Here is a 24645-nt window from a genome sequence, read left to right as displayed (position 1 = left end):
TCCGCCCAGAATAGGACGAAATCTTCGTGGTACCACCTAAATTTGAAGGTCAATGACCTTCCTCAATATGCAATAACGCGCATTAAGCGTTCCAAACTACTCAATTCATCTGAAAAGAAATAAGGTGATACACCGCTAAACAGAGCATTACCAACCTTCCACCGTCGTTGGCTCGCTTAAATGTTGTTTTGCTTGCTAGTCCTTATTTAAATCTGTTGCTTGGTTTTCAACTGGGTTGTATGAATCCGTAACAGCTTCAGTCACTTCGTCTGAGTCGGTATCTTCGACTACATCTGGAAGCCCATCAGCACTGTCATCTTCTCTGACTGGTGTTTCTTCGCCCGGGAAAATGATGGTTTGCGTTGTTGTCACGTCATCTTCAGCAATTTGACCCCAAGGTTTAACTTCTGCATCCGAGTTTACTTGATTTGACCCATGGTTGTCAAGGTCTGTCATATCGATTTCAGCTGAAAGAGCTTGATGGTCCGCTAAATCATCTTTCGCTAATAAATCTGTCCATTCAGGGCTTTTGACCACTTCTAATTGTGATTCAAGCATCACTTGCAATCTTTGGCGGAAAATTCGGGTTTGTTTCTTCAAGTCATCAGTTTCAATCGCAATTTGTTTTGCCCGTTCCGTTGCATCGTCAATGATATGGTTTGCTTTTTCAGTCGCATCATCCAACATTGATTTTGCATTCTTTTCTGATTCAGTTTGAATCATTTCAGCTTCTTTTTTAGCATTATCCTTAACACGATCAGCTGCTTCTTGCGCAACAATGATTGATTGGTTCAACGCATCTTTTAATTCATTGAAATATGTTACTTTTTCATCACTTGATTTTAATTCCGCTTTTAAGTTTTCATTTTCTGTTAAAACTGTTTCGTAGTCTTTAATCACTTGATCTAAGAAATCATTGACTTGATCTGGATTATAACCGCGCATTTTTGTGTTAAATTCTTTGTTATGAATATCTAAAGGTGTTAAAACCATTTTGAAATTCCTCCATCTTTTTCAGCAATTATTTTCTTAAAATCCCCAGTGTCACCCGATATTTTTCTTTACGCGTCTGACCATCAATTGATTGAAGTTGAATGCGGCCAAAGCCACGAATAGAGACGATATCTAATAGTGCCAATTCAAAATCTGGTTTATCAAATACTTGCCAATTCAATTTAACCTTGTTGGCTTGAATTAATTCTTTAGCGCGTTGCCGCGACAAATTGTAAACAGTTGCGATGATCGTATCTAAGCGAAACGAGCTAACAGTCGTTTGTTCGAATTGCCAAGCATCCTTAGGGGTCAACAGCTGTGTGTAAGCTTGCTCTTGCAAATGAACCGTCACGCGGCCAATCTTAGTGATTTGCTCTTCGACATAGTCTGCCATCTGCTCCGTCACCAAAAATTGCCAACGTTCTCCATCGGTCATAATATCCCCAAACACATCGCGGTCAATTCCGGCATTCACAAGGGTGCCTAGCACTTTTCCGTGAGAAAGGTTTGCAAATTTAACCGGGTACCGAATCTCAAATAATTGAATCTCAAAATCCATATCTGTTGGTTCAAAGTAATCTGGCGCAATAATCGCCCGTTTCCGCTCAGCAGCATTGTATCCACCATTAAAGTGATAACGGATGTCTCCTTTTTCACCGACCAACGTTTGTAAAATAAACGCCTGACGCGGATCTAAAAACGCCGTCAAGATTGGTCGATATTCAACTTGTGCTTGCTCGATCCAATCCAAAACCTGTGCCACAAACGGCGCCTCGTTTTTTCTAAAATGTTGATAGACATCTGCTTGCTTGACCATCGATTACATCCCCACTAATAATTGTGCTAGTAAACCAATCCCACGTTCTACTAAGTATAAAACGAAAAATGCGGCAATTGCTGAAATCCCAATCCCACCAACTGCAGGGATGAATCGGTCAAAGATTTCTAAGAAAGGTTCAACTAACTTAGCAACCAAGCGCCCTAATTTACTCCCCATCGCTTCTGGAATCCACGTTAATAAACAGTAGATGACGACGATGCCACTATAGATTCGTACAACATACATGAGTATCAAGAGCACATAAAATAAAAATAGTTGCACCTAGTTCACCTCAATATCAAAATCATTTTGATCGACAATATCTGAAAGATTTCCATCGATTTCATAGTTTGGTGGCGTACATAAGAAAATCTGATCGCCAACCCGTTGAATTTCTCCATTGATGGCAAACACTGCCCCCGTCAAGAAATCAACTATTCGCGTGGCTTGCGTTGCTTCAATTCGCGTGAAGTTAACAATCACTGCTTTATTTTCAAGTAAACTCTTACCAACTTTTTTCGCGTCGGAATAAATCCGTGGTTCACATAAGACAATTTTATTCATTTTAGTCGCTCCCGCAGCTTGCATCGAGACAACATTATTCGGGCGAACAGTTGGCTCACCTTCATTAGTAACAGCCGCAGTTTCTTGCGTATTAGCATATTCATCTTCATCTGACATGCCGAAAAAATTGCTAAGACTAAACTTACCAGCCATGAGTCATCCTCCTTAGTTATTGCGCCGACGCTTGAAAAATGGCGGCACATCGTCCCCATTTTGGTTATCTTGTTTATTGTCATCTGCTTGGGCCGTCCGTTTGAAGATGTCGAAATCTTTCTTTTCGATTTCTTCAAATTTCTCAGATGCTTGCGCTTGCTCACGAGCGCTTGGCTCGCGACGCATATCCCAATCTACAAATGGATCGTTATTTTGTTCGGTTGTTGTTGAAGAAGGCGTTGTTATCTTTTGGGTTGAATTGCTTGTTGCTGGACGCCGTTTATTATTATCTTCATCAATCCCAGTCGCAATGACCGTTACGACAACTTCATCACCAAGATTTTCGTTGATTGAAGTCCCGAAAATCAAGTTAACATCGTTGGTTGCCGCTTGTTGCACAATCCCGGCAGCATCTTGGGCTTCAAATAATGACAAATCTGGTCCGCCAGTAATGTTCAAAAGAACTTGTTCTGCGCCATCGATTGAAACTTCCAATAATGGTGATGAAATAGCCTTCTTCGTTGCTTCAGCTGTCCGGTTTTCACCCGTTGCAGAGCCAATTCCCATCAACGCTGAGCCTTGGTTAGCCATGACCGTCTTAACATCCGCAAAGTCCAAGTTGACAAACCCTGGGGATGTGATTAAGTCCGAAATGCCTTGGACCCCTTGCCGTAAAACATTATCAGCTTCTTTAAAAGCTTCCATCATTGGGGTTTTTTTGTCGACAATTTCAAGCAACCGGTTATTCGCAATGATGACCATTGTATCAACATGTTGCTTTAATTCTGCAATCCCTGAAGCCGCATTTTTGCCACGCTTAGGGCCTTCAAATGTAAATGGTCGGGTAACAACCCCCACCGTTAATGCCCCGAGATCTTTAGCGATTTTGGCAACAACCGGAGCAGCACCAGTTCCGGTACCGCCACCCATGCCGGCTGTGACAAAAATCATGTCCGCGCCTTTTAAGGCTTCGTTGAGGACTTCTTCACTTTCTTCAGCAGCTTTTTGGCCGATTTCCGCAGTTGCCCCAGCACCGAGGCCGCGAGTTAACTTAGGTCCTAATTGGATCTTTGTTTCAGCTTTTGAATCTTCGAGTGCTTGAACGTCAGTGTTAGCCGCAATAAAATGAACGCCTTTAACGCCTTCGTTGATCATTCTGTTGACAGCGTTACCGCCAGCACCACCGACGCCGATAACTTTGATGATTGCGCCGCTATTTTCTTGTGCTGCATCTAATGAATATTCCATCTGTTTTTCCTCCTGTTACGACTAGCCCTTATTCAAAAAAGTTACTAAAGAAATTTTTCAGGCCTTCGAATGCTTTTTTTGATTGATTTTTAGGTTTGGTTTTCTTACTTGGGACTTCTTTGGTTGTTGCTTGAGGTTTCATTGTTGATTTCGTCACTGTTTGGTCTAATTCAGTCTGTGCTACATTTCCAAGTGCGCCTTGGACCAACCAATCAACTTCCGACAAGTTAGCTATGTAGTTAATTAAACTCAATCCTTGGGCAAATGATGGGTGCCGCAAGCCCATTTGATCTGGAATGTACAACTTCACTTGGCAATTAAAGATTTCCTTAGCCAAGTCAACAATGCCAGGTAAAGCTGTTACACCACCGGTCATGATAACCCCACCGGGCATATCAAAAGCATGTACTTTATCCAATTCAGCTTTCAAACGATCAAAAATCTGCATCGTCCGAGCTTCAATAATCTCAGCTAATTTTTTCTCGGTCACTTGGATTGGTAAAGCTTGTCCAACAACTTCAATTGGAATTTGTTCTTCTTCTGAAGCGGCCAATGAATCAGCATTGCCATAATCCCGTTTGATTTTTTCAGCATTTTCAATTGATGTGTTCAAGACGACGGAAATATCTTTGGTCATATGGTCGCCACCTTCTTGATCAATCGCTGTAAACTTCAATTGATGATCATGAATAACAGCGGCCGTACTTTGGCCCCCGCCCAGGTCGATCACGATTGCTCCAAAATCCTGTTCCCCGTCTGATAAGGCAAGTTTGCCAAGCGCTAATGGGTTTACTACCAGTTGTGATAGTGTTAACCCCGCTTTTTCGATGCACTTCTTTAAATTATGAATCATCGTCTTGGGGGCAGTGAATAAAATTCCGTTCATCTCAAGGCGAACGCCCATCATGCCGCGCGGGTCTTTAATGCCGTCAAACCCATCAACCGTAAATGATTGCGGTAAAATATTTAGGATTTCACGTTCAGGTGGTAAATTCCGAACCAATGCAGCACTAGCGACATCTTGTACATCTTGATTAGTAATTTCCTTTGATTGATCAGAGACGGCAATCATCCCTTGACATTCTTCGATTTGTAGTTGGTTGGCTGGAATACCAGCAACAACCTGATTAATTTCAATATTTGCTTTTTGTTCTGCTTGTTGTACGGCTTGTTGGATAGCGGTAACCGCTTGATCAATGTCCACAATTGTCCCGCGACTTAATCCGTTTGATCTCGCTGATCCGACGCCAATCACGTTTAGTTGTTTATTAATTGATTCTGCAACAATTACCTTAATTGAAGTAGTTCCGACATCAAGGCCGATATATATTTTTGAATTCTCCATTAAGTGTGTGGAACCTCCCTGCATTCAATTAGAATAAAATGATTCCTATGCTAAATAGTACCACATTTCGACTAGATTTAGAAAGCTAATCCAATCTATTTAAATAGTGTTAACTAATCTTTTGTTGAATCGGCCTCAGATTTAGCAAATAATTTGGCGTAAGCGCCAACTTCTAAGTCAATTCGTCCCTTACCGTTCATCTGTTTCGCCAGTGTGGGATAATATTTAATTTTCTTTGCAAGTGTCCGCAAATCGCCCACTACCTCATTGCCATCATTCATGTATAAGTGGACTTGGTAGGGATTATTATTCTTAGCCGTTAAACGAATTTCCGACACGGCACTTTGAATGCTACTTGGAAAGGCTTCGTACAGTTTTAATCCTTGCTTTAAGAAAGCGTCATTTTTAAATTGACTATAAACGGGGCTATTGCCCAGCGATTGGGTCATCCTAGTCTTCAAAATCGTCCCATTTTCTAAGATTGGATAATATTGTTTATGCCGTACTAGATAGCCGACTGTTGGATATTCCGTAATCGCCAATGTCAGCTGATTAAATTGATTAACTTGGACGTTTACGCTTTTTACTTTCGGTAGCTTCTGATGAATCCGCTTTTCAATCGCTTTTTCCCGCCAGATTTGGGTGAGGACGTTATCACCAATTTGCACACCACTAGCATTAATTACCTGTTGATCAGGCACTGATTTAGTCCCGCTAACCGTCATTTCTTGAACGTCACTAATGGGTAGTATAAAATAAACGGCCACACAAGCTCCCAAAATGAAGGTGCCCAATAACGCTGTCAGCCGCCACTTTGTCTTTGCCGTTCGTTGTGCCTTCAAATGTGGTAGTTGACCACTAATCGTTGGCCGCCCCGGGGTTAATCGTTGCCGGCGTTGTTTTTTCCAACGTTTTAATTGATAAGCACGCCAAACGTTTAGTAATTGGAGCGGATCGAGCGACCCATTTTTAGTTGTTTTTTTCTTCAAGTCATCCGCCCCTTTCTTAACTTAGATAATCGTATTAATCACTTCAATAATGCGATCTGAAGCATCCGGAATTCCTATTTTCTTAGCTGCTTTAGCCATTGCTTGTTGACTATCTGGGGTGGCAAACAGCGTATCTAGTGATTGAACTAATTTGTCACCTGTCAATTGTGCCTCTGGAATTAAAATTGCTGCGTCTTCTTTAACCAAACTCTCAGCATTCTTTGTTTGATGATCATTTGTCACATAGGGGCTTGGAATCAAAATTGACGGAATCCCGAGTGCTGTAATTTCCGCCAAACTGGTCGCACCAGCGCGGCCAACAATCGCCTTTACATCCGGTAAAATTTCGGGCATATTGCTGATATATGGGACAACAGCCAAATTATCGTTAAGTGTCAGCGGCTTTAATTGCGCTTGAACATCATCAAAATGAACACGGCCAGAAACAAACAGCACCTGGTACTCTTTGGTATTAAGTGCTGGTACCGCATCGATAAAAGCTTGGTTAATACTTGGTGCCCCACGGCTCCCACCAAACACAAGAACCGTTGGACTGTCAGTCTTAAGTCCAAATTCACTTAACCGTTCGTTGGGTAACATCCCCGCAACTTGTTGTGCCCGTGGATTTCCCGTCAATACAATTTTATGCATTGGAAATTGATCACTGACCGATTCGAACGAAATGGCAATTTTATCGACAAAGCGTGCCAAAAAGCGGTTGGTAACCCCCGCTGCTGAATTTTGTTCATGAATCAACGTTGGCACTTTCAAACGACTTGCTGCATACACCAATGCGCCAGAAACATAGCCCCCCGTTCCAATCACAATATCAGGTTTAAAGGCTTTAATCATTTCTTTTGCCTCTTTAACGCTGTGCAAGAAAAGTTGAATGGTTTTAATATTTGTTTTAATGCCTTGCATATTCATCGAACGTTTAAATCCTTGGATTTCTAACGTCTTAAAATCGATCCCTTGATCGGGCACAATTTTACTTTCCAAACCGCGTTGCGTCCCGACATATAAAACGGCATCCAACAGGTCACGTTGTTGCATTCTCTCAATTAGGGCTAATGCTGGATAGATGTGGCCACCCGTCCCGCCACCAGATATCATTACTCTCATTTTAGAATCTCCAATTTAATCTGTAATTTGTTCGACTGCCTTGATAAAGACGTCCCCACGTTCTTCAAACGTTTTAAACTGATCCCAGCTTGCACATGCAGGCGACAATAAAATCACATCGCCGGCTTCACTAGCAGCATAAGCTTCAGGGACTGCTTCTGTTAAATTATCAACTATTTTAATGACGGCAATCTCAGCTTCACGGGCTGTTTGTGCCAGCAATTGTTTAGTCTCACCATATAAAATGACTGCTTTAACATGTTCTTTTAACAGTGGTAATAATGGTTCAAAAGTAAAGCCTCGATCAAGGCCCCCCGCTAATAAGACAATTGGCTGTTTAAAACTCTTCAATGCAACTTCAGTAGCTTCCATATTGGTTGCTTTAGAATCATTATAAAAACGGCGCCCCTCGTAGCTGGTCACAAACTGCATCCGATGTTTAACGCCAGTAAAGGTCGTTAAAACATCAATGATGGCATCATTCGATTGGCCCATCAACTTAGCAACCGCAATTGCGGCCAGAGCATTTTCGAGGTTGTGGTCACCAGGGACGTTGATATCAGCCACTGGCATAATTGCTTCACCTTTAAACCAAAATTGGCCATCTTTTACATAGGCGCCCGCTTCGGAATTACCTAACCGTGAAAAGGGAATTATTTGGGCCTTTGTTTGGTGACTCAATTCACGTAGTTCCGGTAAATCCCAATTGACAACGAAAAAATCGTCTGCCGTTTGATTTTGAACGAGCCGCATTTTCGCAGCCACATAATTAGCACGGGAGCCATGGTAATCTAAATGTGCTTCATAAATATTCGTTAAAACGGCAATCTTAGGTTTAACAGTTGTCGTCCCAAGTAATTGAAAGCTTGATAATTCCGTAACCATCACGTCAGCTGGTGTCACTTTTTGGGCAACCGCACTCAATGGAATCCCGATATTTCCCGCAGCATATGCGTGACCTTGGGGGCGATTTTCATCTAACATCAACGCGATTAGCGTCGTGGTGGTCGTCTTCCCGTTTGAGCCGGTAATGCTGACCCATTGCGCTTCAGACACTTCGTAAGCGAGTTCCGGTTCTGTTAAAATCGGAATCTTGCGAGCAATCGCTTCTTCGACCATTGGGTTATCGTACCGAATGCCTGGGTTTTTAAAAAGGTAGGCAAAGGGCTGCTCAAACAACGTCAGTGGATGCGAGCCAGTAATGACGGTTGCCCCTAATTGACGCAATTGGGCAACTTGGGGATTATCTTCTTGTGCTTGACCATCGTTAACCGTCACGATGGCTCCTAATTTTAATAATAATTTAGCGGCATTAAAACCACTTTTTCCTAATCCTAAAACTAAAACAGCCTGATCTTGATATGTCGTGCTGGCCTTCATTAAATTCGCCCTCTTCTAAAAAATTACCAGATAAATTACTGAACAGATGATACTAAATAACCAAAAACTGATATCGATCCGCCATTCACTCCACCCTGACATTTCAAAATGATGATGAATTGGACTCATTTTAAAAATCCGCTTATGGCATAATTTGAATGAACCGACTTGCAACATCACACTTGCTGTTTCAATGACGTATACTAATCCGACTAATAGCAGTGAGAATTCACGATGTAAGAGAATTGACATAGCAGCTAATGCGCCACCAAGTGCTAATGAACCAACATCCCCCATAAAAATTTGGGCCGGCTTTTTATTGTAGATTAAAAAGCCAAGCAGCCCCCCAATAATGCTGAGGCCGAAGATGGCAACATCAATTTGGTTTTGCCGAAAGGCGATGATGGTATAAGTGGCAAACGAGATGGTTGCTAAGCCAGCAACTAATCCGTCAATCCCATCCGTTAAGTTCACAGCGTTGGAAAAACCAACTAACCACACTAGCACGAAGATGCAAAAGAACCAGTTACTTGAAATAGTTCCAATTACGGGGATCTCAAGTGCAGCACTAAAGCCTTCATGGAAATAAACAGCGATGAAGACCATCCCACCAATAATTTGCCCTAGCAATTTTTGCCAAGCGCGTAAGCCTAAATTCTGTTTACGGAAAACTTTAATAAAATCATCTGAAAAGCCAAGAATACCGTATAACACAAGAATAAACATGGCAATTAATAAACTATTCGTTAATTGTTTTAAAAATAATCCAACCCAGATACTTGAAACAACAGCGGCAATAATGAATAAAAGTCCGCCCATTGTTGGTGTCCCATTTTTCTTTGCGTGCCATTTAGGGCCTTCTTCACGGATTGTCTGCCCCTCTTTTTTAAAGCGTAAATAGCCGATAAAAAACGGCATAAAAATCACCGTAATTACAAACCCACTCATTAAAGGCACTAAAAATTGTCCTGCTGCCATTTCATAAACTCCTTTAATCCAACTATCTTATTTTAATTGTACTGTTATTTTTTTAACCCCATCTAGTAAACCATTGACAGCTAAGCTTTGACGATAAGCATACCCGCTGCCTTTGATATCAATCTCCACACCTGTTAATTGTGCGAGTTTCAAGAGATCATTCTTCGACCAACCCGTCACATCTGGCATTGTCATCGCGCCATTGGTCATTAAAATGACTCGTTGTTTAGGCAAAATAATACTATTGGCCTTTGGTACTTGTTGGACAACTAGGTTCCCGCTACCAACAGAAGCCGTTTGTAGGCCTAAATCCGTTAATTTCTTTTGGGCAGCAGTCGTTGACTGCCCAATCACAGATGGGACTGTTACTTGTTGTTGCGTATCTTTTTCCGCTTTTTTAGTATATTCCAGTGCCCGTTTCATCATTGGATTGAAAATCTGTGCCAAAATACTTTCAGCACTATCTGTCATATTCTGTGGCTGTTTCATTGTGACATATAAAATATACTTAGGATCATCAGCGGGTGCAATCCCTGCTACTGAGAAGATATAGTTGTTTGCACCGGTTAAGTAGCCCCCATTGGGATCAGTAATTTGGGCAGTCCCGGTTTTAACGGCGACTTTATAATCTGGAATTTGGTAAACCTGCCCCGTTCCGTAATCTTGATAAACGACGTCTTCCATATTTTGTAAAACAGATTTAGCCGTGCTGGCCTTAATTGGTTTACCAACCTTGATTGGTTTTACTTGATGATCTTGATTAATCCCAGACAAAATCTGTGGTTTAATCATTGTGCCATCGTTGGCAATCGCACTTGTCATTTGAAGCATCTGCATCACATTAACGTTAATCCCTTGACCAAACGACGTTATCGCTTGATCAAGCGGCCGAACATATTGTAATGAGCCCGCCGTTTCACCTGGCAATTGAATACCAGTTGGTTTTAGAAAACCAAACTTCTGAATGTATTCCTTCCACACCTTAGGGCCCATGGTTTGTTCGAGCTTGACCATCCCAACGTTACTTGACCGTGCAAAAGCCTGACTCAGTGGAATCATCCCCCAGCCGCTCGTTTGCCAGTCACTAATCTTCTTATCACCGACTTCCATTGAACCCGATTGATAATACTGATTAGGATTATAGTTACCAGAGTCGATGGCTGCTGCCAAGGTGGCAATTTTCAAGACAGAACCTGGTTCATATCCGTCTTCAACTAATGTATCCCGCCAAATCTTATCGATTCCCTTTTTAGTGCTAGCGTTAAAGGTTGGCCGTTGTGAAGCCGCTAAAATTTCACCCGTTTTAGCATTCATCAAAACAGCATTCATACTCTTAGGCTTATACTTCTTATTCACACTAGTTAATAGTGACTCCATGTATGATTGTAACCGAGAATCTAAGGTCAAGTAAACATCTTGACCATTTTTAGCTGCCTTCACCTTATTTTTCTTTTGACTAATTGTATAACCATAAGAATCGCGTGCAAAATTTTTGTACCCATCTTGGCCCGCTAATTGTTTGTTGAAATATTTTTCAATCCCCATCACACCAACCAGGCCCTGATCATTTTCTTCGACCTTTGGTGCTTGGGCAATACCAATTACGTGAGAGGCGAACGTGCCGTTAGGATACAACCGCGTAGGAGATTCATTGAAATAAATTCCGGTTAAATGTTCCTTTTCAATCTTCCGCTTAATGCTCAGTGAGAGGTTTTGGCCGGCGCTGCCAAATTCTACTTGATAAACCGAACGGTTAGCCGGCGTTAATTGTTTATAGATTTTTTCTTCACTTAATGGTAGATAGCGGCTCAAAACCTTAGCTGTCTTTTTCTTATCCGTCACGTACAGTGGCTTCTTATTAGGACCAACGTAGTCGTGGCTTAAGACCGCATACACGGAATAAGCATTAATATCTTGTGCCAAAACGTTTCCTAAAGAATCATAAATTGTCCCGCGTTGTGCGCGAATCACGGCATCAGCTTTGTATTTTTTCTGAGAGCGTTTCGTTAAATCCACCCCTGCAATATGCCCAGTAGCAGCGATGTAGGCAAAACGACCAGCGAAAACTAGAAAAATCGCCGCGATAGTTAGCAATAAAAGCCTGCCAAAAACGCGTCGATTCCGCCGTGGACTCTTACGTGTCTTAACTGATTTCATTTAGACACGTTCCGAATATTATTTTCATTTAGTTTAAGATCATGTTTCTGGGCAAAAGCATTTAGACGGTCAGAACTCGTTAATTCACCGATTTCTTGTTTTAAATCATTATTGTTCGCACTGACTTGGGCCATTTTTTGGGTCGTACTTTCTAAGCCTCGTTGTGCATTTACAACTGCAATTTTGGCGGTTAACAAACTAACCAACATCGCGAAAAAGACAATTCCAATAACGGACGTCGCTAATTTTTCTACAGCTGAAAAAGCCACTTTTTTAGACTGGCTTGCAACTGCTTGTTTATGTACAGTAGGCTGCGTTTCTAGCGGTACTACTGGCGTTTCTAATTGGCGTGCCGTGTTAGTTGCCATCATCATCAATCCTTCTAGTCAATTTCTTTTTGTTTTTCTGCAACACGTAACTTAGCGCTGTGTGCCCGATGGTTTACTGCTAATTCATCATCTGTTGGTAAAATCGGCTTGCGGTTCACTAATTTTAGAACCGTTTTTTGTTCTTCTGGTAGAATTGGTAAGCCTCGCGGTAAATCTGGGAGCGTTGCTTGTTCCTTAAACATCGTCTTTACTAACCGATCTTCCAACGATTGGAACGTAATCACACTGATGCGGCCGCCAACGTTGACCAATGGAATGGCTTGTTCGAGTGATGCTTCAATCGCGCCTAATTCATCATTGACCGCAATCCGGATCGCCTGGAAAATTCGCTTAGCTGGATGCCCACCCTTACGCCTTGCTGGCGCGGGGATTGCGTCTTTAATCAAATCAGCTAATTCAATCGTGGTTGCAATCGGAGCAACTGCTCTTTGCTGTTCAATCTTACGCGCAACTTGTTTTGAGAACTTTTCTTCACCATAGCGGAAGAAGATTTTAATTAATTGTTGGTACGACCACTCATTAACGACATTGTAGGCACTTAATTCAGCATCTTGGTCCATTCGCATATCAAGCGGAGCTTCTTTTTTATAACTAAACCCGCGTTGCGCATCGTCAAACTGTGGTGATGAAACGCCGAGATCGTATAAAATACCATCAATCTTAGTCACGCCATGTTCTGCTAACGCCGCTTTTAAATTGCGGAAGTTACGCTTAATAAAAGTTACTTGGCCTGCTTCCGCATATTTGGCTAATCGTTGTTTACTACTTGCTAAGGCATGATCGTCTTGGTCAAACGAATAAAGATGACCGGTCGTCAGCTGGGATAACAAATATTCACTATGACCGCCGCCCCCTAATGTTGCATCTACGTATACGCCATCGGGTTGTACATTCAAGGCATCAACCGTTTCTTTCAATAAAACACTTTGATGTTTAAATGTCTCTGTCATCTATTTACCATCCTTCTAAAAATCAAAATCTAACATATTCTCTGCAATATCATCAAAATTCTCTTCAGCTTCTTCGCTAAAGCTTGCCCATTTCGCTTGACTCCAAATTTCAATCCGATTTGAGACGCCAATTAACACACATTCTTTTTCAAGAGCGGCATGTTTAGCAAGCGTTGTCGGAATCGTTACTCGCCCCTGCTTATCTGGGGAACATTCGACAGCCGCTGAGTAGAAAAAGCGAACGAACGCGCGGGCATCTTTTTTGGCGAGGGGCAATTTTTTCAATTTCGTTTCCAATTGTTCCCATTCGCTGAGGGGGTATCCAAAAATACAGTTGTCCATGCCACGGGTGAGTATAAATTCGGCACCCAATGATTCGCGAAATTTAGCGGGCATGATTAACCGGCCTTTCGTATCAATCGTGTGATGAAATTCACCCATGAACATCATATTCACCCCTTTGCCCGCCTTAACTGATTTCAGTCTACCACAATCCCCCACTTTCTACCACATTTTGCCAAAAAAAACCAAAATCTTATCATTTTGGAATCAATTGTGCACAACGCTTATGTCGTTGGCCTTTTTCGCCAAAAAAAAGCAGTCATTTCGTTAACCGAAATGACTGCTTCACGTATTAATTAACTGAGTTTATTGGGACTACCGTACCACTTAGTAACGACAGTAACGAACGCGCGCTTTGGTCTCATTTTTTTAGAAGTTTAAAATGCCAGTTGCAGCTAGTGACCCAAAAATGACTGAGCCCACTGTGGCGATTAACATTACCCAAACGAAAATTTTGGTAATGCGACTAAATGTGCTTGTTTGTTTCTTCAATTATTCCACCACCTAGACTTTTTAGTTATCAGCAGTTTACACCGAATTACCCAAAAGTGCAACTCCGTCCTTTTTATCTCCTTCAAAAGACGGTACAATAAGGATATTAACTTTCGAGGTGATTCAAATGCCATTTAACACAACACTTTTTTTCGCCGGCTTACCACCCATCTGTTTGGTGCTCGGCTATTGCCTTGACCAAGTAGCTCAGCGCGTATTTAACCATCGTTTCCATTTTATTAATTGGTTGCCAATCCCATTTCTAGTGAGCGCCATTTTTTTGAGCATGCCCATTTTCAATAAGGCTGGTTGGTTCTTTTGTTTAGCCATCTGTCTGTGGGGCATCATTTGGAGCTTAACACGCTTTTACTATGACCACGCCCTTTACCTCCGTAAATTTCTACGGAGTTGGTGGCGTTTTGTTCTCGTCATGGCTACAGCTTGGTATTTATCCTTTCTAATCATTACCATTCTCTAAAATCAAAAGCGGCATCGACAAATTGAAAGTGTCGACACCGCTTTTTTAATTTAGAAATACGCACCTAACGCACTTAATTGCGTAATTGTCATGGTCGGTTTCACCGTGATCGGTAATCGATCAACATCGAAATAGGCTGTCACCACGTGAGCGTTAATGCCCGCTTCAATATCCAATGCCCGATCACCAATCATCACTGTTTTAGTTTTATCTAGCCGATAACGGTCACATAAATCGTTCAAACTATCAGGCGCCGGTTTCCTAGCAAAGCCATTCTGACTCGTGACTATCTCAGTAAAATAATCCGCTAGCCCATGTGCTGCCAAGAATTTTTCTGCAGTAGCATCCCGATGCGTCAATAAGAAATTCTGACCACGCGCACTAATCTGCTTCAAAATGGCCGCTGCCCCTGGATAAGGTTGTGGTATCTGTTGTAATTGGTGTTCTAATTCATGATATTCTCGATCTAATTGTTCAAATGACACACCGGTTTGCTGAGCAAGTCTCTGCAGTTCCCGCTTGATTGACGTCTGTTTAATCGCTCGGTATAAACGTGCTTGGTCAACTGCGACTTGATGATCAGAATAAACCTGACTGAGAGCCGTCATCATAGCCGGATAAGTATCATATAACGTGCCATCGAAATCCCAAATTGCATTTTGATAACCCATTAACTTAGCCCTTCTCCTTTGTGTCAAATAAAATAGTTACTGGACCGTCATTGACCAATGCTACTTGCATATCAGCGCCAAACGTTCCGGTTGCAACGTCAATCCCAGTTGCTGCTAATTTTTGATTAAACTGTTCATACAAACGTTTAGCAACGTCTGGTTGCCCTGCTGCGATAAAGCTTGGTCGATTGCCCTTTTTAGTATTAGCAAAAAGGGTAAATTGGGACACCGATAAAATGGCACCGTCAACTTGTGCCAACGCCAGATTCATCTTGCCATTTTGGTCTTCAAAAACACGCAGTTGACTAATTTTTTTAACTAAGTAATCTAAATCAGCTTCAGTATCATCATCACAAATCCCAACCAATAATAAAAAACCTCGGTTTATCTTGCCAACAATTGTCTGATCAATTGTCACACTCGCTTGGCTTACACGCTGTAACACTACTCGCATATTCAGTTACTCCTATCCTTGAACCCGTTTAACTTCGTAAACATCTGGAATGTTCTTAAGGGCCTCCATAATTGTCTCTAAATGATCCGTATTACGAATACCAACTGTCACATGAATATCAGCCATCTTGTCATGGTCAATTCGCCCCATCACATTATTAAGCTGCTTCGTATGTGCATTTAAGGATTGTAAGACATCGTTTAATAGTCCGCCACGGTTATAACCATAGATTTCCAAATTAGCATCATAGAGCTGATCATTTTTAGCGTTGGTGTTTTCCCAACTGACTTCAGTCAGGCGACTATTCATATCGGCCCGATTAACGATGTTCGGACAATCGCGCCGATGAACAGAAACCCCACGCCCCTTTGTCACATAACCAACGATATCATCACCAGGGACTGGGTTACAACATTTACTCAAGCGCACTAAGACATTATCGACCCCTTCAATAATAACGCCGTCTTCGTGTTTGATTGTAATATGACTACCAGTTGCTTTAGGCCCTGATTGTTGTGAATCCTTCGCTGATAAAATTTCGGCTTCCAGTGCTTTTTGTTCACTTTCTTCTTTGGCCCGCCGCTCTTTAACCGTTAAGCGGTTGACGACTGACTGCGGTGAAATTTCACCGAAACCAATCGCCGCAAATAACTCTTCTTCCGCATTAAAGTTAAAATGCGGTAGGATTACTGCAAGCGCAGCCTTAGTAAGATGTTCTTTTGGTATATAGCCGTCTTCTGCCAATAGATGTTCAACAGCTGTCCGCCCTTTTTCGACGTTTTCATCACGATCTTCTTTTTTAAAGTAGCGTTTAACCTTATTACGGGCACGCGCAGTGAAGGTGAGCTTAATCCAATCGCGGCTTGGAGTCGCACTTGTTGATGTCAACATTTCAACAATATCACCATTACGCAGTTGATAATTCAACGGAACAATTTTACCGTTAATCTTAGCCCCAACAGCGTGGTTGCCGACTTCAGTATGCACTAAATAAGCAAAATCTAGCGGTACTGATCCCTTTGGTAGTTCATAAACATCGCCCTTTGGCGTGAAGACATAGACGCGATCACTGAAGATATCACCTTTCACACTTTCCATGAATTCCGCAGCATCATCAGAAGCATCTTGGATTTCGAGAATTTCACGGAATAAATCCAGTTTGCGCCCAGATTCATCTAGCTTAATCTGTTCCTTAACGCCTTCTTTATAAGCCCAATGTGCAGCGACCCCGTATTCAGCAACGTTGTGCATTTCTTGCGTCCGAATTTGGACTTCAAGTGGCTTGCCTTTGGGACCAATGACCGTTGTATGAATTGATTGATACATATTGGCCTTAGGCATTGCAATGTAATCTTTGAACCGACCAGGCATCGGTTTCCATTTGGTGTGAATGGCCCCTAAGACGGCATAACAATCTTTGATTGAATCAACAACCACTCGAATCGCAAGTAAATCATACAGTTCTTCAAATTGTTTATGTTGGTCGCGCATCTTACGATAGATGGAATAAAGATGCTTTGGCCGCCCGTAAATTTCATAGTTCATGTCTAAATCGGCAATTGAGTCTTTGATGTCTTTAATCGCTTCTTGAATATAAGCTTCACGTTGTGTCCGTTTAGAGTTCATTAGATGGACAATGCGATAATACTGTTGTGGGTTCAAATAACGCAGTGCAATATCTTCTAATTCCCACTTAATCTTACTAATCCCTAACCGATCAGCTAATGGTGCATAAATTTCCAATGTTTCATTGGCAATCCGGCGTTGCTTTTCAGGTTTCAAATGTTTCAACGTCCGCATATTATGCAAACGATCCGCGAGTTTGACCATAATCACCCGCAAATCTTTAGCCATTGCTAATAACATCTTCCGGTGATTTTCAGCAAGTTGTTCTTGATGCGATTTATATTTAATTTTCCCTAATTTCGTGACGCCGTCAACAATCACCGCAACATCCTTGCCAAACATTTCTTCAACATCACCTAGCGTGATATTCGTATCTTCGACAACATCGTGTAAGTAGCCTGAAGCAACCGTGGCGGGATCCATCTTCAATTCAGCAAGAATGCCCGCGACTTGAATCGGATGAATAATGTACGGCTCCCCTGACTGGCGAACCTGTTCTTTATGCACATAAGCTGCAAAATCATATGCTTTTTGGACAAAAGTAAGATGCTCAGTATTCATGTATTTCTGACATAACTGTAGCACTTCTTGCTGTGAAATTACTTTTTCTTCTGGCATCCTGCCTCACTCCAATTCCTCTTACTCGATTTAAAAATGCACGCAATACAACAAAACTGACTCAACTAATTAACTGTCGAGTCAGTTTGCTTAACGGCGTTCATACGCAGTATTAATTCCTAAATAACTCAGTAAACAATAAATAGGAACGAACCAATAGTTATAATCTGCGTAGCGCACAACCACCATCAATCCAAATAAAATCGGCAGATATAAAATGTGATACCAAGCTGCATGGGACTTTTGAACATGATACCCAGTTATAAAGGCTGCGCAACCATTGACAGCCATAAATAGCAGCCCAATCCGCCACGTCTTATTGATGTGTAAGACACCAAATGCTAGCGGTAAAACGACCGCCAAGAGGATAGCCACTAATAAATAGCGCACCCAATCCATTTTTAAATAACGATTATTCATAAATTTAGTCATGTTGTGCCCCTCTGCAAAAAGATTACATCTATCATACTATAAAGTAGCCAATTCTGTCACATACGAGATGACACTCAACAGATATAACGGCGCCGTCTCGGCTCGTAAAATTCGTGGCCCTAAGCCAGCCAGCTTAAAGCCAGCCGCCGTAAGCATCTCAATTTCCTTGGGTGCAACGCCCCCTTCTGGTCCAAAAACACAAAGTAATTGATCACCCGCGTCAGTAGCTTGTAAGCTCTGTACTAATTGGGCATGTTCGCCATCTTTAGCAGATTCTTCGTAAGCTACTAATTTAATTGTAGCTGGCTCTTGGGCCACCGCTGCTAAACTGTTACGCCATTCAACTATCGGCACATGCGTCCGGTGAGCTTGTTCGGCTGCTTCTTGTGCAATTTTTTGGAGCCGAGCGACTTTCTTAGCTTGTTTCTTATCATCCCAACGTGCGACTGCAAACTGGCTATTACAAAAAATAAATCGGTAGGCTCCCAGTTGCGTACCTTTTTGAACAATCCAATCGGTCTTATCACCCTTTGACAAACCGCACACAATCGTTGTCTGAATCGGTAACTCAACGGTTTTTGTTATTGGTGATTGCACTGTAATGGTTACTGTTTTATCAGTTGCATCCAATTCAGTTAATTCCCCGATGAATGCTTGTTCATCCGGTGTTACCAATTCAACGCGATGCCCCGGCTGCATCCGCATGACTTTTAGCATATGGTGCGCAGTTTCACCGGTTAAAATCACTTGTTGCTCTACTTGAATCGCTTCATCAATAAAATACCGTTGCATGCCATTGCTCCTTTTAATCGTCGTCCATCTTTTGGCGTGTGATTAATGCCACCCAATCACCCATATGAAGGGCTTCTTGAACAATAAAATTATTCGCTGCTAACGTTTTGCGGACGAGTGCTTCTTTATCTGCAATAATCCCGGCAAGTAATAGATGCCCTTTGTCCTGCAATAAATCCTTGGCTTGGGGAATCAAGGGCACGATAATCTCTGCCAAAATATTAGCCACAATCACATCTGCTTTAGTTGTAATCCCGTTCAATAAGTCATTTGGCTGGGCATCAATGCCAGCAGTTACCGGGTTCAGCGCGAAATTTTCTTTAGCCGCATCAACTGCGACTTGATCCACATCATAAGCGCGAATGTCATTGGCGCCTAAATGTGCAGCCGCAATACTTAAGACCCCTGAACCAGTCCCGACGTCAATTAAAGATTCACCACCGCGTAAAACCATTTCTAACATTTGGACCGATAGATGCGTTGTTGGATGGGTCCCGGTGCCAAAAGCCATGCCCGGATCCATTCGAATCAGTGCTTCACGTTCATCGGTTGGCTGATAGTCTGTCCAGCTTGGCACAACCGTTAAAAAGCGTGTTAAACGCGTTGGTTGATAATATTTTTTCCAAGCTGTCGCCCAATCATCATCGGCGACTTGGGCTAATGTCACCTTACCAGAACCAATAGCTAACCCAAAATCAGTCAATTGAGCAACGCGTTGTTCAATCAACGGTAATTTTTCCGGAACGAAAACTGTTTCCGGGAAAAAGGCGCTCACTGCAGCCCCATCTTCAAGATGGGGAATACTATCTAAATCAATAATTTGATCTGGCTTGGCTTTTAAATGTTCATAATCGGCTGCGTCTTCGATTTGGATGCCTTCTGCACCATTTTCCGTTAAAATATTAGCGACTGCTTCCACCGCTTCATTAACAGTAGCGACCGTTACTTTTGTCCATTCCATGTGTTGTCTCTCCTCTTTAACGTGTGCTGCTTAGTATTTAGGGTAAGCGTAATATTGTTTCGCTAATTTGTCATCTGCTTGCGCCACGGTTGCTTGGAAAACTGTGTCATCCCAGTTTAAGATAAAGGTATCTTCGTCTGATTCGTCATTCACAAAAGCAGCTAATTGATCTTCGCCTTCATCTAGTAAGTCTTGTAAATAGTTAAAGAACCCACGACCAACTTGTGCGTTTAACCCTTTACGACCAGCAAATGGAATCACTGCTAAATAATTGTCCGCATATTCAAAACCGTCCATCTTACTTTCATCAAAGAATAAAATCGCGTCTTCATAACTAATTTCATCGGATTCGTTCAATTCACCATTTTGATCTTCAACGGCAATCGCCTGTTCCTTAGTCACGTTTAACGTGAATTCGAGTTCAATTGCACGGGCTTGCTTATCCCAGTTAATATTCATATCCCCGCTAAATTGCAAATCATCTAATTCTGCATCAAAAAATGCTAACATATCCATTTCAGCCATTATGTTCACCATATCCCTTTTAATTATCGTCATTTAAGTCGTTTTTAAAGTTGCACGTATTAACATCATACCTGATTATGACTTGAATCTAAAGCAATCATTCAAAAAAGCCTCGAACAAAATGTCCCAGACTTTCAATCTCAATTTTACTTAATGTGTTGCGTGGTTCTGACCCCAGTAAATGACGTCCATACTCTGGTCGTCATAGCGATGAAACTCAATCCCTAGCGCTGCATCTGATTCTGCCATTACCCGACCATATAACCGCATATCAGCTTCTGGTGTGTTGCCATTCGGACGAATGGCATGCATCAACATAAACTTGGCCATTTCTGATTGCAGATGGGGTTCAATCGGTCCTAAGGGATCAAAAACCATCGTGACAAACCGAATATCATTACTGTCGCCATCACCAATTAATTCAACAATTGGAAAGCCGCCAAAGTTTTGTTGTTGCTTTAAATAAGCCAATAACTGCTCAATCTGGTCCTTTGTAAAAGCTGATTTATAAAAGAGGAAATGCCAAGTTTGTCGTTTCATCGTGTCACCCGCCCATTATTTATTACATAATAGTATGCCATACTGTCACCAACAACGCGAATTTAATCCTTTTTTGTTAACTGATCCGATTTTGATTGCGGCTGATGATATGCCTTTTTCAAGCTAGCAAATGTCGCTTGAATCTTTTGGTAATGCATTTCATCGTTACGCGCATGCTTCACCAACTGGGTAAAATCGTGGGACGCTAAGTCCTTTGCTGGTTGTTTTTTAAACCACAACATATCATCACTCCTCATGTAGTTTTATTATACAACGAAACGTCATCATTGCCGTCTTAAATTTACTTTTAACCAGAATTGCCGTAAACTAATACTATTCATTAAAGGAGTCTATTATGGGTAAGAAGAAAAAACAAACCGCATTGTCGAAAACACTGGTCGAAAAAATTTTAGATAAACAAAAAATAGCCTACACGCAACTTGAATTTCCAACTGAGGAAGTCCATAATGTTGCCCAAATGAAGGTCGACCATCTTGATATCGATGAACATCTCATTTATAAAACGTTGGTGCTTTCTGGTAAGCGTACCGGTCCAATTGTTGGGGTCGTCCCCATCGATTGCCATTTAGACGAAAAAAAATTAAGTCAAATTTCTGGCAATAAAAAAATTGCGATGGTGCCGCTCAAAGATTTAGTGGCAACCACCGGTTATGAGCATGGCGCTAACACCCCAATTGGTATCTGGGAACAGTCCCACTATCCGATTTACATTGACCAACAAGCAGCAGATGAGCCATTCATCTATGTTTCATCAGGTAAAATCGGCCGCTCAATTCAAATTAATCCGCAAGATTTACAACGCGTGACCGAAGCCACCTTTGCTGACATCAGCGAAGCCTAAAAAATAAGCGGGTCGAGAGCAATTCACTTGTTCTCGACCCGCTTATTTTTTAATTTAGTCTAAGTATTGAGCCAAATTAGCACCAGAAATAATGACTTGTTCCTTCAGCAAATCCGGTTCTTTAATAATATTATGAACCACTGTTTCGGGTAAAATATCGTTTTGAGCCAGCATTTGTAGGGCATCACCTTGCATCACGACTTCTTTAACCGCGTTATGTATTTTAATCGTTGCAATGTATTTTTGCGGCTCCCGTTTTTCAACCACTTCGTAGTTGCCATAATAATGTTTATCTGTCATTTACTCATCCCCTCGGTATTAATAATATCATATTTTAATAAATAACACTAATTATCTTATCCTATAATAAGCGGAAACTTTTTAAAAATGCATAAAAAAAGCAAAACAATCAGTGCTTTGCTTTTTTCTTTATATGGGGATTCAGCCCTTGTTATCTTTTGGTTAATCGTTTCATCCACGATACCTTGCATTACCGCCGGAAATAGGGTGATACGCCGATAGTTTTTAAATTAATTATTTCATATTTTGTTCAATAAAATTATAAATAGCTGGACTAAACCGGACGGCGACATTCCATGTAGATGCCCCCCCGTAGTGGATACCTACCACTTCATTTTTATCATTGAATACGGGCGAACCTGAATTTCCTGGATAAGTGCTGGCATTATAACGAATGGCATCGTTATTTGTATCGACAACTTTGCCCCGGCTCTCCCACATCGTTGCAAAAAGCTTATCGCCCGGATAACCAGTGACCGTAATAGCTGAACCATCTTGAGTGCTTGGATTGTTTACGATTTTCGCAGGTTTAAATATTGCGCCAATACTTCCTGAACTTTTGGGTTTAACATGGACAACAGCTAAATCTTCTTCTTTGTTAACTACAAAATCACTCGCTTCAAATGAGCCATAAGGGGCATTTGTTTTTGACTCACGAGCAGCTGCCACGCGTATATTTTTGGCCTCACCGTTTTTGGCTGCATTAGCCACATGCCGATTGGTTAATACTGTGTTGGGACCAACGACAACGCCCGACCCCTGCGTACTGTTATTGACATATATAAAACAAACGGATTGATAGTGGCCTTCAAGCGTATTAAAAATTTGGTGCCGATCATTATTTGGTAGAATTGTTCCCAAACGGTCTGACGCATACACATTATTTACATTATGCTGAATTTCTAATCCACTAATACAACCGATTGCGAGCAAAATAGCCACAACTAATTTCCTTGATAAATTTGATGACATTTATAAGATCTCCTTTATATTTGATTATGAATACGATACCATTTTAAAAAAACTTAAAACAAGAAAAATGCTTTAAGTTGTTCACTAATTGCTTAAATTTAAACGCTTGATCTTTCAAAAACCATTCAACTAAGTCATTTATTTTGAGTCTATAAAATTATATGAATAGCTATTTTTTGTTATTATTTTAATTATGCATCCGCTTGCAAGCAGTTATATTGTTTCATCTCTTTGAGAATGTTACTTTTAAGTTAACAAAGGAGGTGTTCACTATGAAAACTTTAGATAATATTGCGCTTACATTATTAATCGTCGGCGGTTTGAACTGGCTACTTGTTGGGCTATTCAAATTTGACCTAGTCGCTATGTTATTTGGCGGTCAAGCAGCTATTATTTCGCGTATCGTATATGTCCTTGTTGGGCTTAGTGCAATCTATTGTATTAAATTGTTCGCTATCGTTAACACGACGCCTCATCAATAAATTTATGAAGAGCCCTCACATGAGGGCTTTTTTGTACCTTGCGTTATTTGTAAGGCAGCTTTTTCCAATACATCATTTTTAATTGAGGCCAATGATGCCGGTATAGCCCAAAAAGACGAAATAATCACGCGCCTATCTGGCCTTAACACTTCTAAACGATTTTTATTGCATATAACCACCCCTTATATATTTATAACTTAATTTGATAAAAATATATCAAATAGTTATAATTTACTTGAAAGGTGGTTTTTAACATGGTTAAATTATTTTTTTGTGATGGGTCGATAATTTCATTGAAACGAGATGATGTTTTATACGGTTCGAGCGCGAGTGGGCCCACAATCAATAAATTAACTATAAATGAATGTCCCCCAGCGGATGTCGTATCAGACGTAACTCATTTTTTGAAAGACTCCCTCTCATTCATTGTAAAAAGTAACGCTAATCGAACTTATCTTAGTTCCAAAGTAGTAAAAATTTCTATTCGTTAAGATAATCCCAAGGCCGCTAACGCGGCCTTTTTAGGTAGCGTTTTACGGCAATTATTGAAATCCATATCCGTGAATAAAAAGCGCAAAATCAAGTAGCAATTAACATTATTAAAAAAATAGCCTAATCGCTGATTTAATAGCAATTAGGCATATATCTTAATAGGGTCTGGCTTTTCTAATACTTAATAACGAGGAGCTACAACATTCTGCCCACCGAGTATTAAACAGCCACAGTCAATCATTTAATCATCGAGTTGGACCATTATTTAGATTAGCGCTGGGTTCATGTTGACAGATGAATAATAGCGGTTTATCTTTTTTGATTCAATAAAAAAAGTCGGACAAACGTTTCTAAATCAACGTTTGTCCGACTTACTCTGAAATTGGTACTTTAAGGAGAGTACAGGTCTCATTATATGGCGCTTAATCATTGTTATTAAAACACTTCTAAAAATTGACTAACCCTTTGACTAACCAAAAAAATTAATCGCTTTTTTGCGTAGCTAAGTACGAGGTGAT

At 41.1% G+C, this 24645-nt stretch carries 29 protein-coding genes and 1 other annotated feature; of the genes, 3 read left to right on the top strand and 26 right to left on the bottom strand.

Going from position 1 to position 24645, the window contains the following annotated elements:
- Positions 1 to 8 precede the first annotated feature (8 nt).
- Positions 9 to 219 (bottom strand) — a binding site (T-box leader).
- The 15 genes from J7Q78_RS09665 to J7Q78_RS09595 all read right to left on the bottom strand — a co-directional run bounded on the left by J7Q78_RS09665 (position 196) and on the right by J7Q78_RS09595 (position 13922).
- On the bottom strand, positions 196 to 993 hold the full coding sequence (locus J7Q78_RS09665; protein ID WP_208422065.1) for a DivIVA domain-containing protein: 798 nt from the start codon (positions 991 to 993) through the stop codon (positions 196 to 198). It overlaps the preceding feature by 24 nt.
- A 28-nt stretch (positions 994 to 1021) precedes the next feature.
- Positions 1022 to 1810 (bottom strand): YlmH family RNA-binding protein, encoded by a 789-nt coding sequence (locus J7Q78_RS09660; RefSeq protein ID WP_208422066.1) that lies wholly within the window; start codon positions 1808 to 1810, stop codon positions 1022 to 1024.
- A 3-nt stretch (positions 1811 to 1813) separates the two neighbouring features.
- Entirely contained in the window at positions 1814 to 2095 is a 282-nt protein-coding gene (locus J7Q78_RS09655) for a YggT family protein (RefSeq protein WP_235688103.1), read from the bottom strand.
- The gene (locus J7Q78_RS09650; protein WP_208422067.1) at positions 2096 to 2530 is read right to left on the bottom strand and encodes a cell division protein SepF; all 435 of its coding nucleotides are present in this window, start codon (positions 2528 to 2530) and stop codon (positions 2096 to 2098) included. It abuts the gene before it with no gap.
- A 12-nt stretch (positions 2531 to 2542) separates the two neighbouring features.
- On the bottom strand, positions 2543 to 3778 hold the full coding sequence (gene ftsZ / locus J7Q78_RS09645) for a cell division protein FtsZ (protein WP_208422068.1): 1236 nt from the start codon (positions 3776 to 3778) through the stop codon (positions 2543 to 2545).
- Positions 3779 to 3806: 28 nt separating this feature from the next.
- Complete coding sequence (ftsA, locus tag J7Q78_RS09640) at positions 3807 to 5123, bottom strand: cell division protein FtsA (protein ID WP_208422069.1); 1317 nt, start codon at positions 5121 to 5123, stop codon at positions 3807 to 3809.
- Between the two features lie 113 nt (positions 5124 to 5236).
- Entirely contained in the window at positions 5237 to 6112 is an 876-nt protein-coding gene (locus J7Q78_RS09635) for a cell division protein FtsQ/DivIB (RefSeq protein ID WP_154242184.1), read from the bottom strand.
- 21 nt (positions 6113 to 6133) lie between these two features.
- Positions 6134 to 7234 carry an undecaprenyldiphospho-muramoylpentapeptide beta-N-acetylglucosaminyltransferase gene (murG, locus tag J7Q78_RS09630; RefSeq protein ID WP_208422070.1) on the bottom strand — a complete coding sequence of 367 codons (1101 nt, stop codon included), beginning with the start codon at positions 7232 to 7234 and terminating at the stop codon, positions 6134 to 6136.
- 15 nt (positions 7235 to 7249) lie between these two features.
- On the bottom strand, positions 7250 to 8614 hold the full coding sequence (murD, locus tag J7Q78_RS09625) for a UDP-N-acetylmuramoyl-L-alanine--D-glutamate ligase (protein ID WP_154242186.1): 1365 nt from the start codon (positions 8612 to 8614) through the stop codon (positions 7250 to 7252).
- A gap of 15 nt (positions 8615 to 8629) precedes the next feature.
- On the bottom strand, positions 8630 to 9592 hold the full coding sequence (mraY, locus tag J7Q78_RS09620) for a phospho-N-acetylmuramoyl-pentapeptide-transferase (protein WP_208422071.1): 963 nt from the start codon (positions 9590 to 9592) through the stop codon (positions 8630 to 8632).
- 27 nt (positions 9593 to 9619) lie between these two features.
- The gene (locus J7Q78_RS09615; RefSeq protein ID WP_208422072.1) at positions 9620 to 11749 is read right to left on the bottom strand and encodes a penicillin-binding transpeptidase domain-containing protein; all 2130 of its coding nucleotides are present in this window, start codon (positions 11747 to 11749) and stop codon (positions 9620 to 9622) included.
- A complete protein-coding gene (ftsL, locus tag J7Q78_RS09610) occupies positions 11746 to 12120 on the bottom strand; it encodes a cell division protein FtsL (RefSeq protein WP_235688102.1) in 375 nt (124 codons plus the stop codon). The genes J7Q78_RS09615 and ftsL overlap by 4 nt, the downstream gene beginning before the upstream one ends.
- 11 nt (positions 12121 to 12131) lie before the next feature.
- Positions 12132 to 13088, bottom strand: a complete 957-nt coding sequence (gene rsmH / locus J7Q78_RS09605; RefSeq protein WP_208422073.1) for a 16S rRNA (cytosine(1402)-N(4))-methyltransferase RsmH — start codon at positions 13086 to 13088, stop codon at positions 12132 to 12134.
- Positions 13089 to 13103: 15 nt separating this feature from the next.
- Complete coding sequence (mraZ, locus tag J7Q78_RS09600; protein ID WP_208422285.1) at positions 13104 to 13535, bottom strand: division/cell wall cluster transcriptional repressor MraZ; 432 nt, start codon at positions 13533 to 13535, stop codon at positions 13104 to 13106.
- Positions 13536 to 13799: 264 nt separating this feature from the next.
- Positions 13800 to 13922: a DUF4044 domain-containing protein gene (locus tag J7Q78_RS09595; protein ID WP_039099598.1), complete on the bottom strand. Its 123-nt coding sequence runs from the start codon at positions 13920 to 13922 to the stop codon at positions 13800 to 13802.
- Between the two features lie 127 nt (positions 13923 to 14049).
- On the opposite strand from J7Q78_RS09595, the gene J7Q78_RS10155 reads away from it, so the two are divergent.
- Complete coding sequence (locus J7Q78_RS10155; protein WP_154242191.1) at positions 14050 to 14400, top strand: DUF3397 family protein; 351 nt, start codon at positions 14050 to 14052, stop codon at positions 14398 to 14400.
- A gap of 50 nt (positions 14401 to 14450) precedes the next feature.
- Here J7Q78_RS10155 and J7Q78_RS09585 read toward each other — a convergent pair whose 3' ends face one another.
- The 9 genes from J7Q78_RS09585 to J7Q78_RS09545 all read right to left on the bottom strand — a co-directional run bounded on the left by J7Q78_RS09585 (position 14451) and on the right by J7Q78_RS09545 (position 21261).
- Positions 14451 to 15071, bottom strand: coding sequence for an HAD-IA family hydrolase (locus J7Q78_RS09585; RefSeq protein WP_208422074.1), 621 nt, complete (start codon positions 15069 to 15071; stop codon positions 14451 to 14453).
- A 4-nt stretch (positions 15072 to 15075) separates the two neighbouring features.
- Positions 15076 to 15525: a D-aminoacyl-tRNA deacylase gene (gene dtd, locus J7Q78_RS09580; protein WP_154242193.1), complete on the bottom strand. Its 450-nt coding sequence runs from the start codon at positions 15523 to 15525 to the stop codon at positions 15076 to 15078.
- Positions 15526 to 15537: 12 nt separating this feature from the next.
- Positions 15538 to 17769, bottom strand: coding sequence for a RelA/SpoT family protein (locus J7Q78_RS09575; protein ID WP_154242194.1), 2232 nt, complete (start codon positions 17767 to 17769; stop codon positions 15538 to 15540).
- Between the two features lie 90 nt (positions 17770 to 17859).
- Positions 17860 to 18201 carry a hypothetical protein gene (locus J7Q78_RS09570; protein ID WP_154242195.1) on the bottom strand — a complete coding sequence of 114 codons (342 nt, stop codon included), beginning with the start codon at positions 18199 to 18201 and terminating at the stop codon, positions 17860 to 17862.
- A 36-nt stretch (positions 18202 to 18237) separates the two neighbouring features.
- Entirely contained in the window at positions 18238 to 18993 is a 756-nt protein-coding gene (locus tag J7Q78_RS09565; protein ID WP_208422075.1) for a 16S rRNA (uracil(1498)-N(3))-methyltransferase, read from the bottom strand.
- A gap of 13 nt (positions 18994 to 19006) precedes the next feature.
- Entirely contained in the window at positions 19007 to 19954 is a 948-nt protein-coding gene (gene prmA / locus J7Q78_RS09560; protein WP_208422076.1) for a 50S ribosomal protein L11 methyltransferase, read from the bottom strand.
- Between the two features lie 30 nt (positions 19955 to 19984).
- Complete coding sequence (locus J7Q78_RS09555; protein WP_235688101.1) at positions 19985 to 20479, bottom strand: DUF3013 family protein; 495 nt, start codon at positions 20477 to 20479, stop codon at positions 19985 to 19987.
- A 150-nt stretch (positions 20480 to 20629) separates the two neighbouring features.
- Positions 20630 to 21019 carry a hypothetical protein gene (locus J7Q78_RS09550; protein ID WP_208422078.1) on the bottom strand — a complete coding sequence of 130 codons (390 nt, stop codon included), beginning with the start codon at positions 21017 to 21019 and terminating at the stop codon, positions 20630 to 20632.
- A 62-nt stretch (positions 21020 to 21081) separates the two neighbouring features.
- Positions 21082 to 21261 carry a hypothetical protein gene (locus tag J7Q78_RS09545; protein ID WP_208422079.1) on the bottom strand — a complete coding sequence of 60 codons (180 nt, stop codon included), beginning with the start codon at positions 21259 to 21261 and terminating at the stop codon, positions 21082 to 21084.
- Between the two features lie 113 nt (positions 21262 to 21374).
- On the opposite strand from J7Q78_RS09545, the gene ybaK reads away from it, so the two are divergent.
- A complete protein-coding gene (gene ybaK / locus J7Q78_RS09540; RefSeq protein ID WP_208422080.1) occupies positions 21375 to 21881 on the top strand; it encodes a Cys-tRNA(Pro) deacylase in 507 nt (168 codons plus the stop codon).
- A 54-nt stretch (positions 21882 to 21935) separates the two neighbouring features.
- Here the strand turns inward: ybaK and J7Q78_RS09535 are convergent, their stop codons facing one another.
- Together J7Q78_RS09535 and J7Q78_RS09530 are read right to left on the bottom strand one after the other, a co-directional pair.
- Positions 21936 to 22181 carry a hypothetical protein gene (locus J7Q78_RS09535; protein WP_154242202.1) on the bottom strand — a complete coding sequence of 82 codons (246 nt, stop codon included), beginning with the start codon at positions 22179 to 22181 and terminating at the stop codon, positions 21936 to 21938.
- A 234-nt stretch (positions 22182 to 22415) separates the two neighbouring features.
- Positions 22416 to 23153 carry a trypsin-like serine peptidase gene (locus tag J7Q78_RS09530; protein ID WP_208422081.1) on the bottom strand — a complete coding sequence of 246 codons (738 nt, stop codon included), beginning with the start codon at positions 23151 to 23153 and terminating at the stop codon, positions 22416 to 22418.
- A 272-nt stretch (positions 23154 to 23425) separates the two neighbouring features.
- Between J7Q78_RS09530 and J7Q78_RS09525 the strand changes: the two genes are divergently transcribed.
- On the top strand, positions 23426 to 23635 hold the full coding sequence (locus tag J7Q78_RS09525; RefSeq protein WP_208422082.1) for a DUF378 domain-containing protein: 210 nt from the start codon (positions 23426 to 23428) through the stop codon (positions 23633 to 23635).
- Positions 23636 to 24645: the final 1010 nt, after the last annotated feature.

The organism is Latilactobacillus fragifolii (assembly GCF_905332535.1).
Classification (GTDB): domain Bacteria; phylum Bacillota; class Bacilli; order Lactobacillales; family Lactobacillaceae; genus Latilactobacillus; species Latilactobacillus fragifolii.
This window is presented reverse-complemented; position numbering and strand designations above follow the sequence as displayed.

Bases quoted from the DNA above. Each gene is read 5' to 3' on its own strand.
- J7Q78_RS09665 (WP_208422065.1), bottom strand. From the start codon at position 993: ATGGTTTTAACACCTTTAGATATTCATAACAAAGAATTTAACACAAAA.
- J7Q78_RS09660 (WP_208422066.1), bottom strand. From the start codon at position 1,810: ATGGTCAAGCAAGCAGATGTCTATCAACATTTTAGAAAAAACGAGGCG.
- J7Q78_RS09650 (WP_208422067.1), bottom strand. From the start codon at position 2,530: ATGGCTGGTAAGTTTAGTCTTAGCAATTTTTTCGGCATGTCAGATGAA.
- ftsZ (WP_208422068.1), bottom strand. From the start codon at position 3,778: ATGGAATATTCATTAGATGCAGCACAAGAAAATAGCGGCGCAATCATC.
- ftsA (WP_208422069.1), bottom strand. From the start codon at position 5,123: ATGGAGAATTCAAAAATATATATCGGCCTTGATGTCGGAACTACTTCA.
- murG (WP_208422070.1), bottom strand. From the start codon at position 7,234: ATGAGAGTAATGATATCTGGTGGCGGGACGGGTGGCCACATCTATCCA.
- murD (WP_154242186.1), bottom strand. From the start codon at position 8,614: ATGAAGGCCAGCACGACATATCAAGATCAGGCTGTTTTAGTTTTAGGA.
- mraY (WP_208422071.1), bottom strand. From the start codon at position 9,592: ATGGCAGCAGGACAATTTTTAGTGCCTTTAATGAGTGGGTTTGTAATT.
- J7Q78_RS09615 (WP_208422072.1), bottom strand. From the start codon at position 11,749: ATGAAATCAGTTAAGACACGTAAGAGTCCACGGCGGAATCGACGCGTT.
- ftsL (WP_235688102.1), bottom strand. From the start codon at position 12,120: ATGATGGCAACTAACACGGCACGCCAATTAGAAACGCCAGTAGTACCG.
- rsmH (WP_208422073.1), bottom strand. From the start codon at position 13,088: ATGACAGAGACATTTAAACATCAAAGTGTTTTATTGAAAGAAACGGTT.
- mraZ (WP_208422285.1), bottom strand. From the start codon at position 13,535: ATGTTCATGGGTGAATTTCATCACACGATTGATACGAAAGGCCGGTTA.
- J7Q78_RS10155 (WP_154242191.1), top strand. From the start codon at position 14,050: ATGCCATTTAACACAACACTTTTTTTCGCCGGCTTACCACCCATCTGT.
- J7Q78_RS09585 (WP_208422074.1), bottom strand. From the start codon at position 15,071: ATGGGTTATCAAAATGCAATTTGGGATTTCGATGGCACGTTATATGAT.
- dtd (WP_154242193.1), bottom strand. From the start codon at position 15,525: ATGCGAGTAGTGTTACAGCGTGTAAGCCAAGCGAGTGTGACAATTGAT.
- J7Q78_RS09575 (WP_154242194.1), bottom strand. From the start codon at position 17,769: ATGCCAGAAGAAAAAGTAATTTCACAGCAAGAAGTGCTACAGTTATGT.
- J7Q78_RS09570 (WP_154242195.1), bottom strand. From the start codon at position 18,201: ATGACTAAATTTATGAATAATCGTTATTTAAAAATGGATTGGGTGCGC.
- J7Q78_RS09565 (WP_208422075.1), bottom strand. From the start codon at position 18,993: ATGCAACGGTATTTTATTGATGAAGCGATTCAAGTAGAGCAACAAGTG.
- prmA (WP_208422076.1), bottom strand. From the start codon at position 19,954: ATGGAATGGACAAAAGTAACGGTCGCTACTGTTAATGAAGCGGTGGAA.
- J7Q78_RS09555 (WP_235688101.1), bottom strand. From the start codon at position 20,479: ATGGCTGAAATGGATATGTTAGCATTTTTTGATGCAGAATTAGATGAT.
- J7Q78_RS09550 (WP_208422078.1), bottom strand. From the start codon at position 21,019: ATGAAACGACAAACTTGGCATTTCCTCTTTTATAAATCAGCTTTTACA.
- J7Q78_RS09545 (WP_208422079.1), bottom strand. From the start codon at position 21,261: ATGTTGTGGTTTAAAAAACAACCAGCAAAGGACTTAGCGTCCCACGAT.
- ybaK (WP_208422080.1), top strand. From the start codon at position 21,375: ATGGGTAAGAAGAAAAAACAAACCGCATTGTCGAAAACACTGGTCGAA.
- J7Q78_RS09535 (WP_154242202.1), bottom strand. From the start codon at position 22,181: ATGACAGATAAACATTATTATGGCAACTACGAAGTGGTTGAAAAACGG.
- J7Q78_RS09530 (WP_208422081.1), bottom strand. From the start codon at position 23,153: ATGTCATCAAATTTATCAAGGAAATTAGTTGTGGCTATTTTGCTCGCA.
- J7Q78_RS09525 (WP_208422082.1), top strand. From the start codon at position 23,426: ATGAAAACTTTAGATAATATTGCGCTTACATTATTAATCGTCGGCGGT.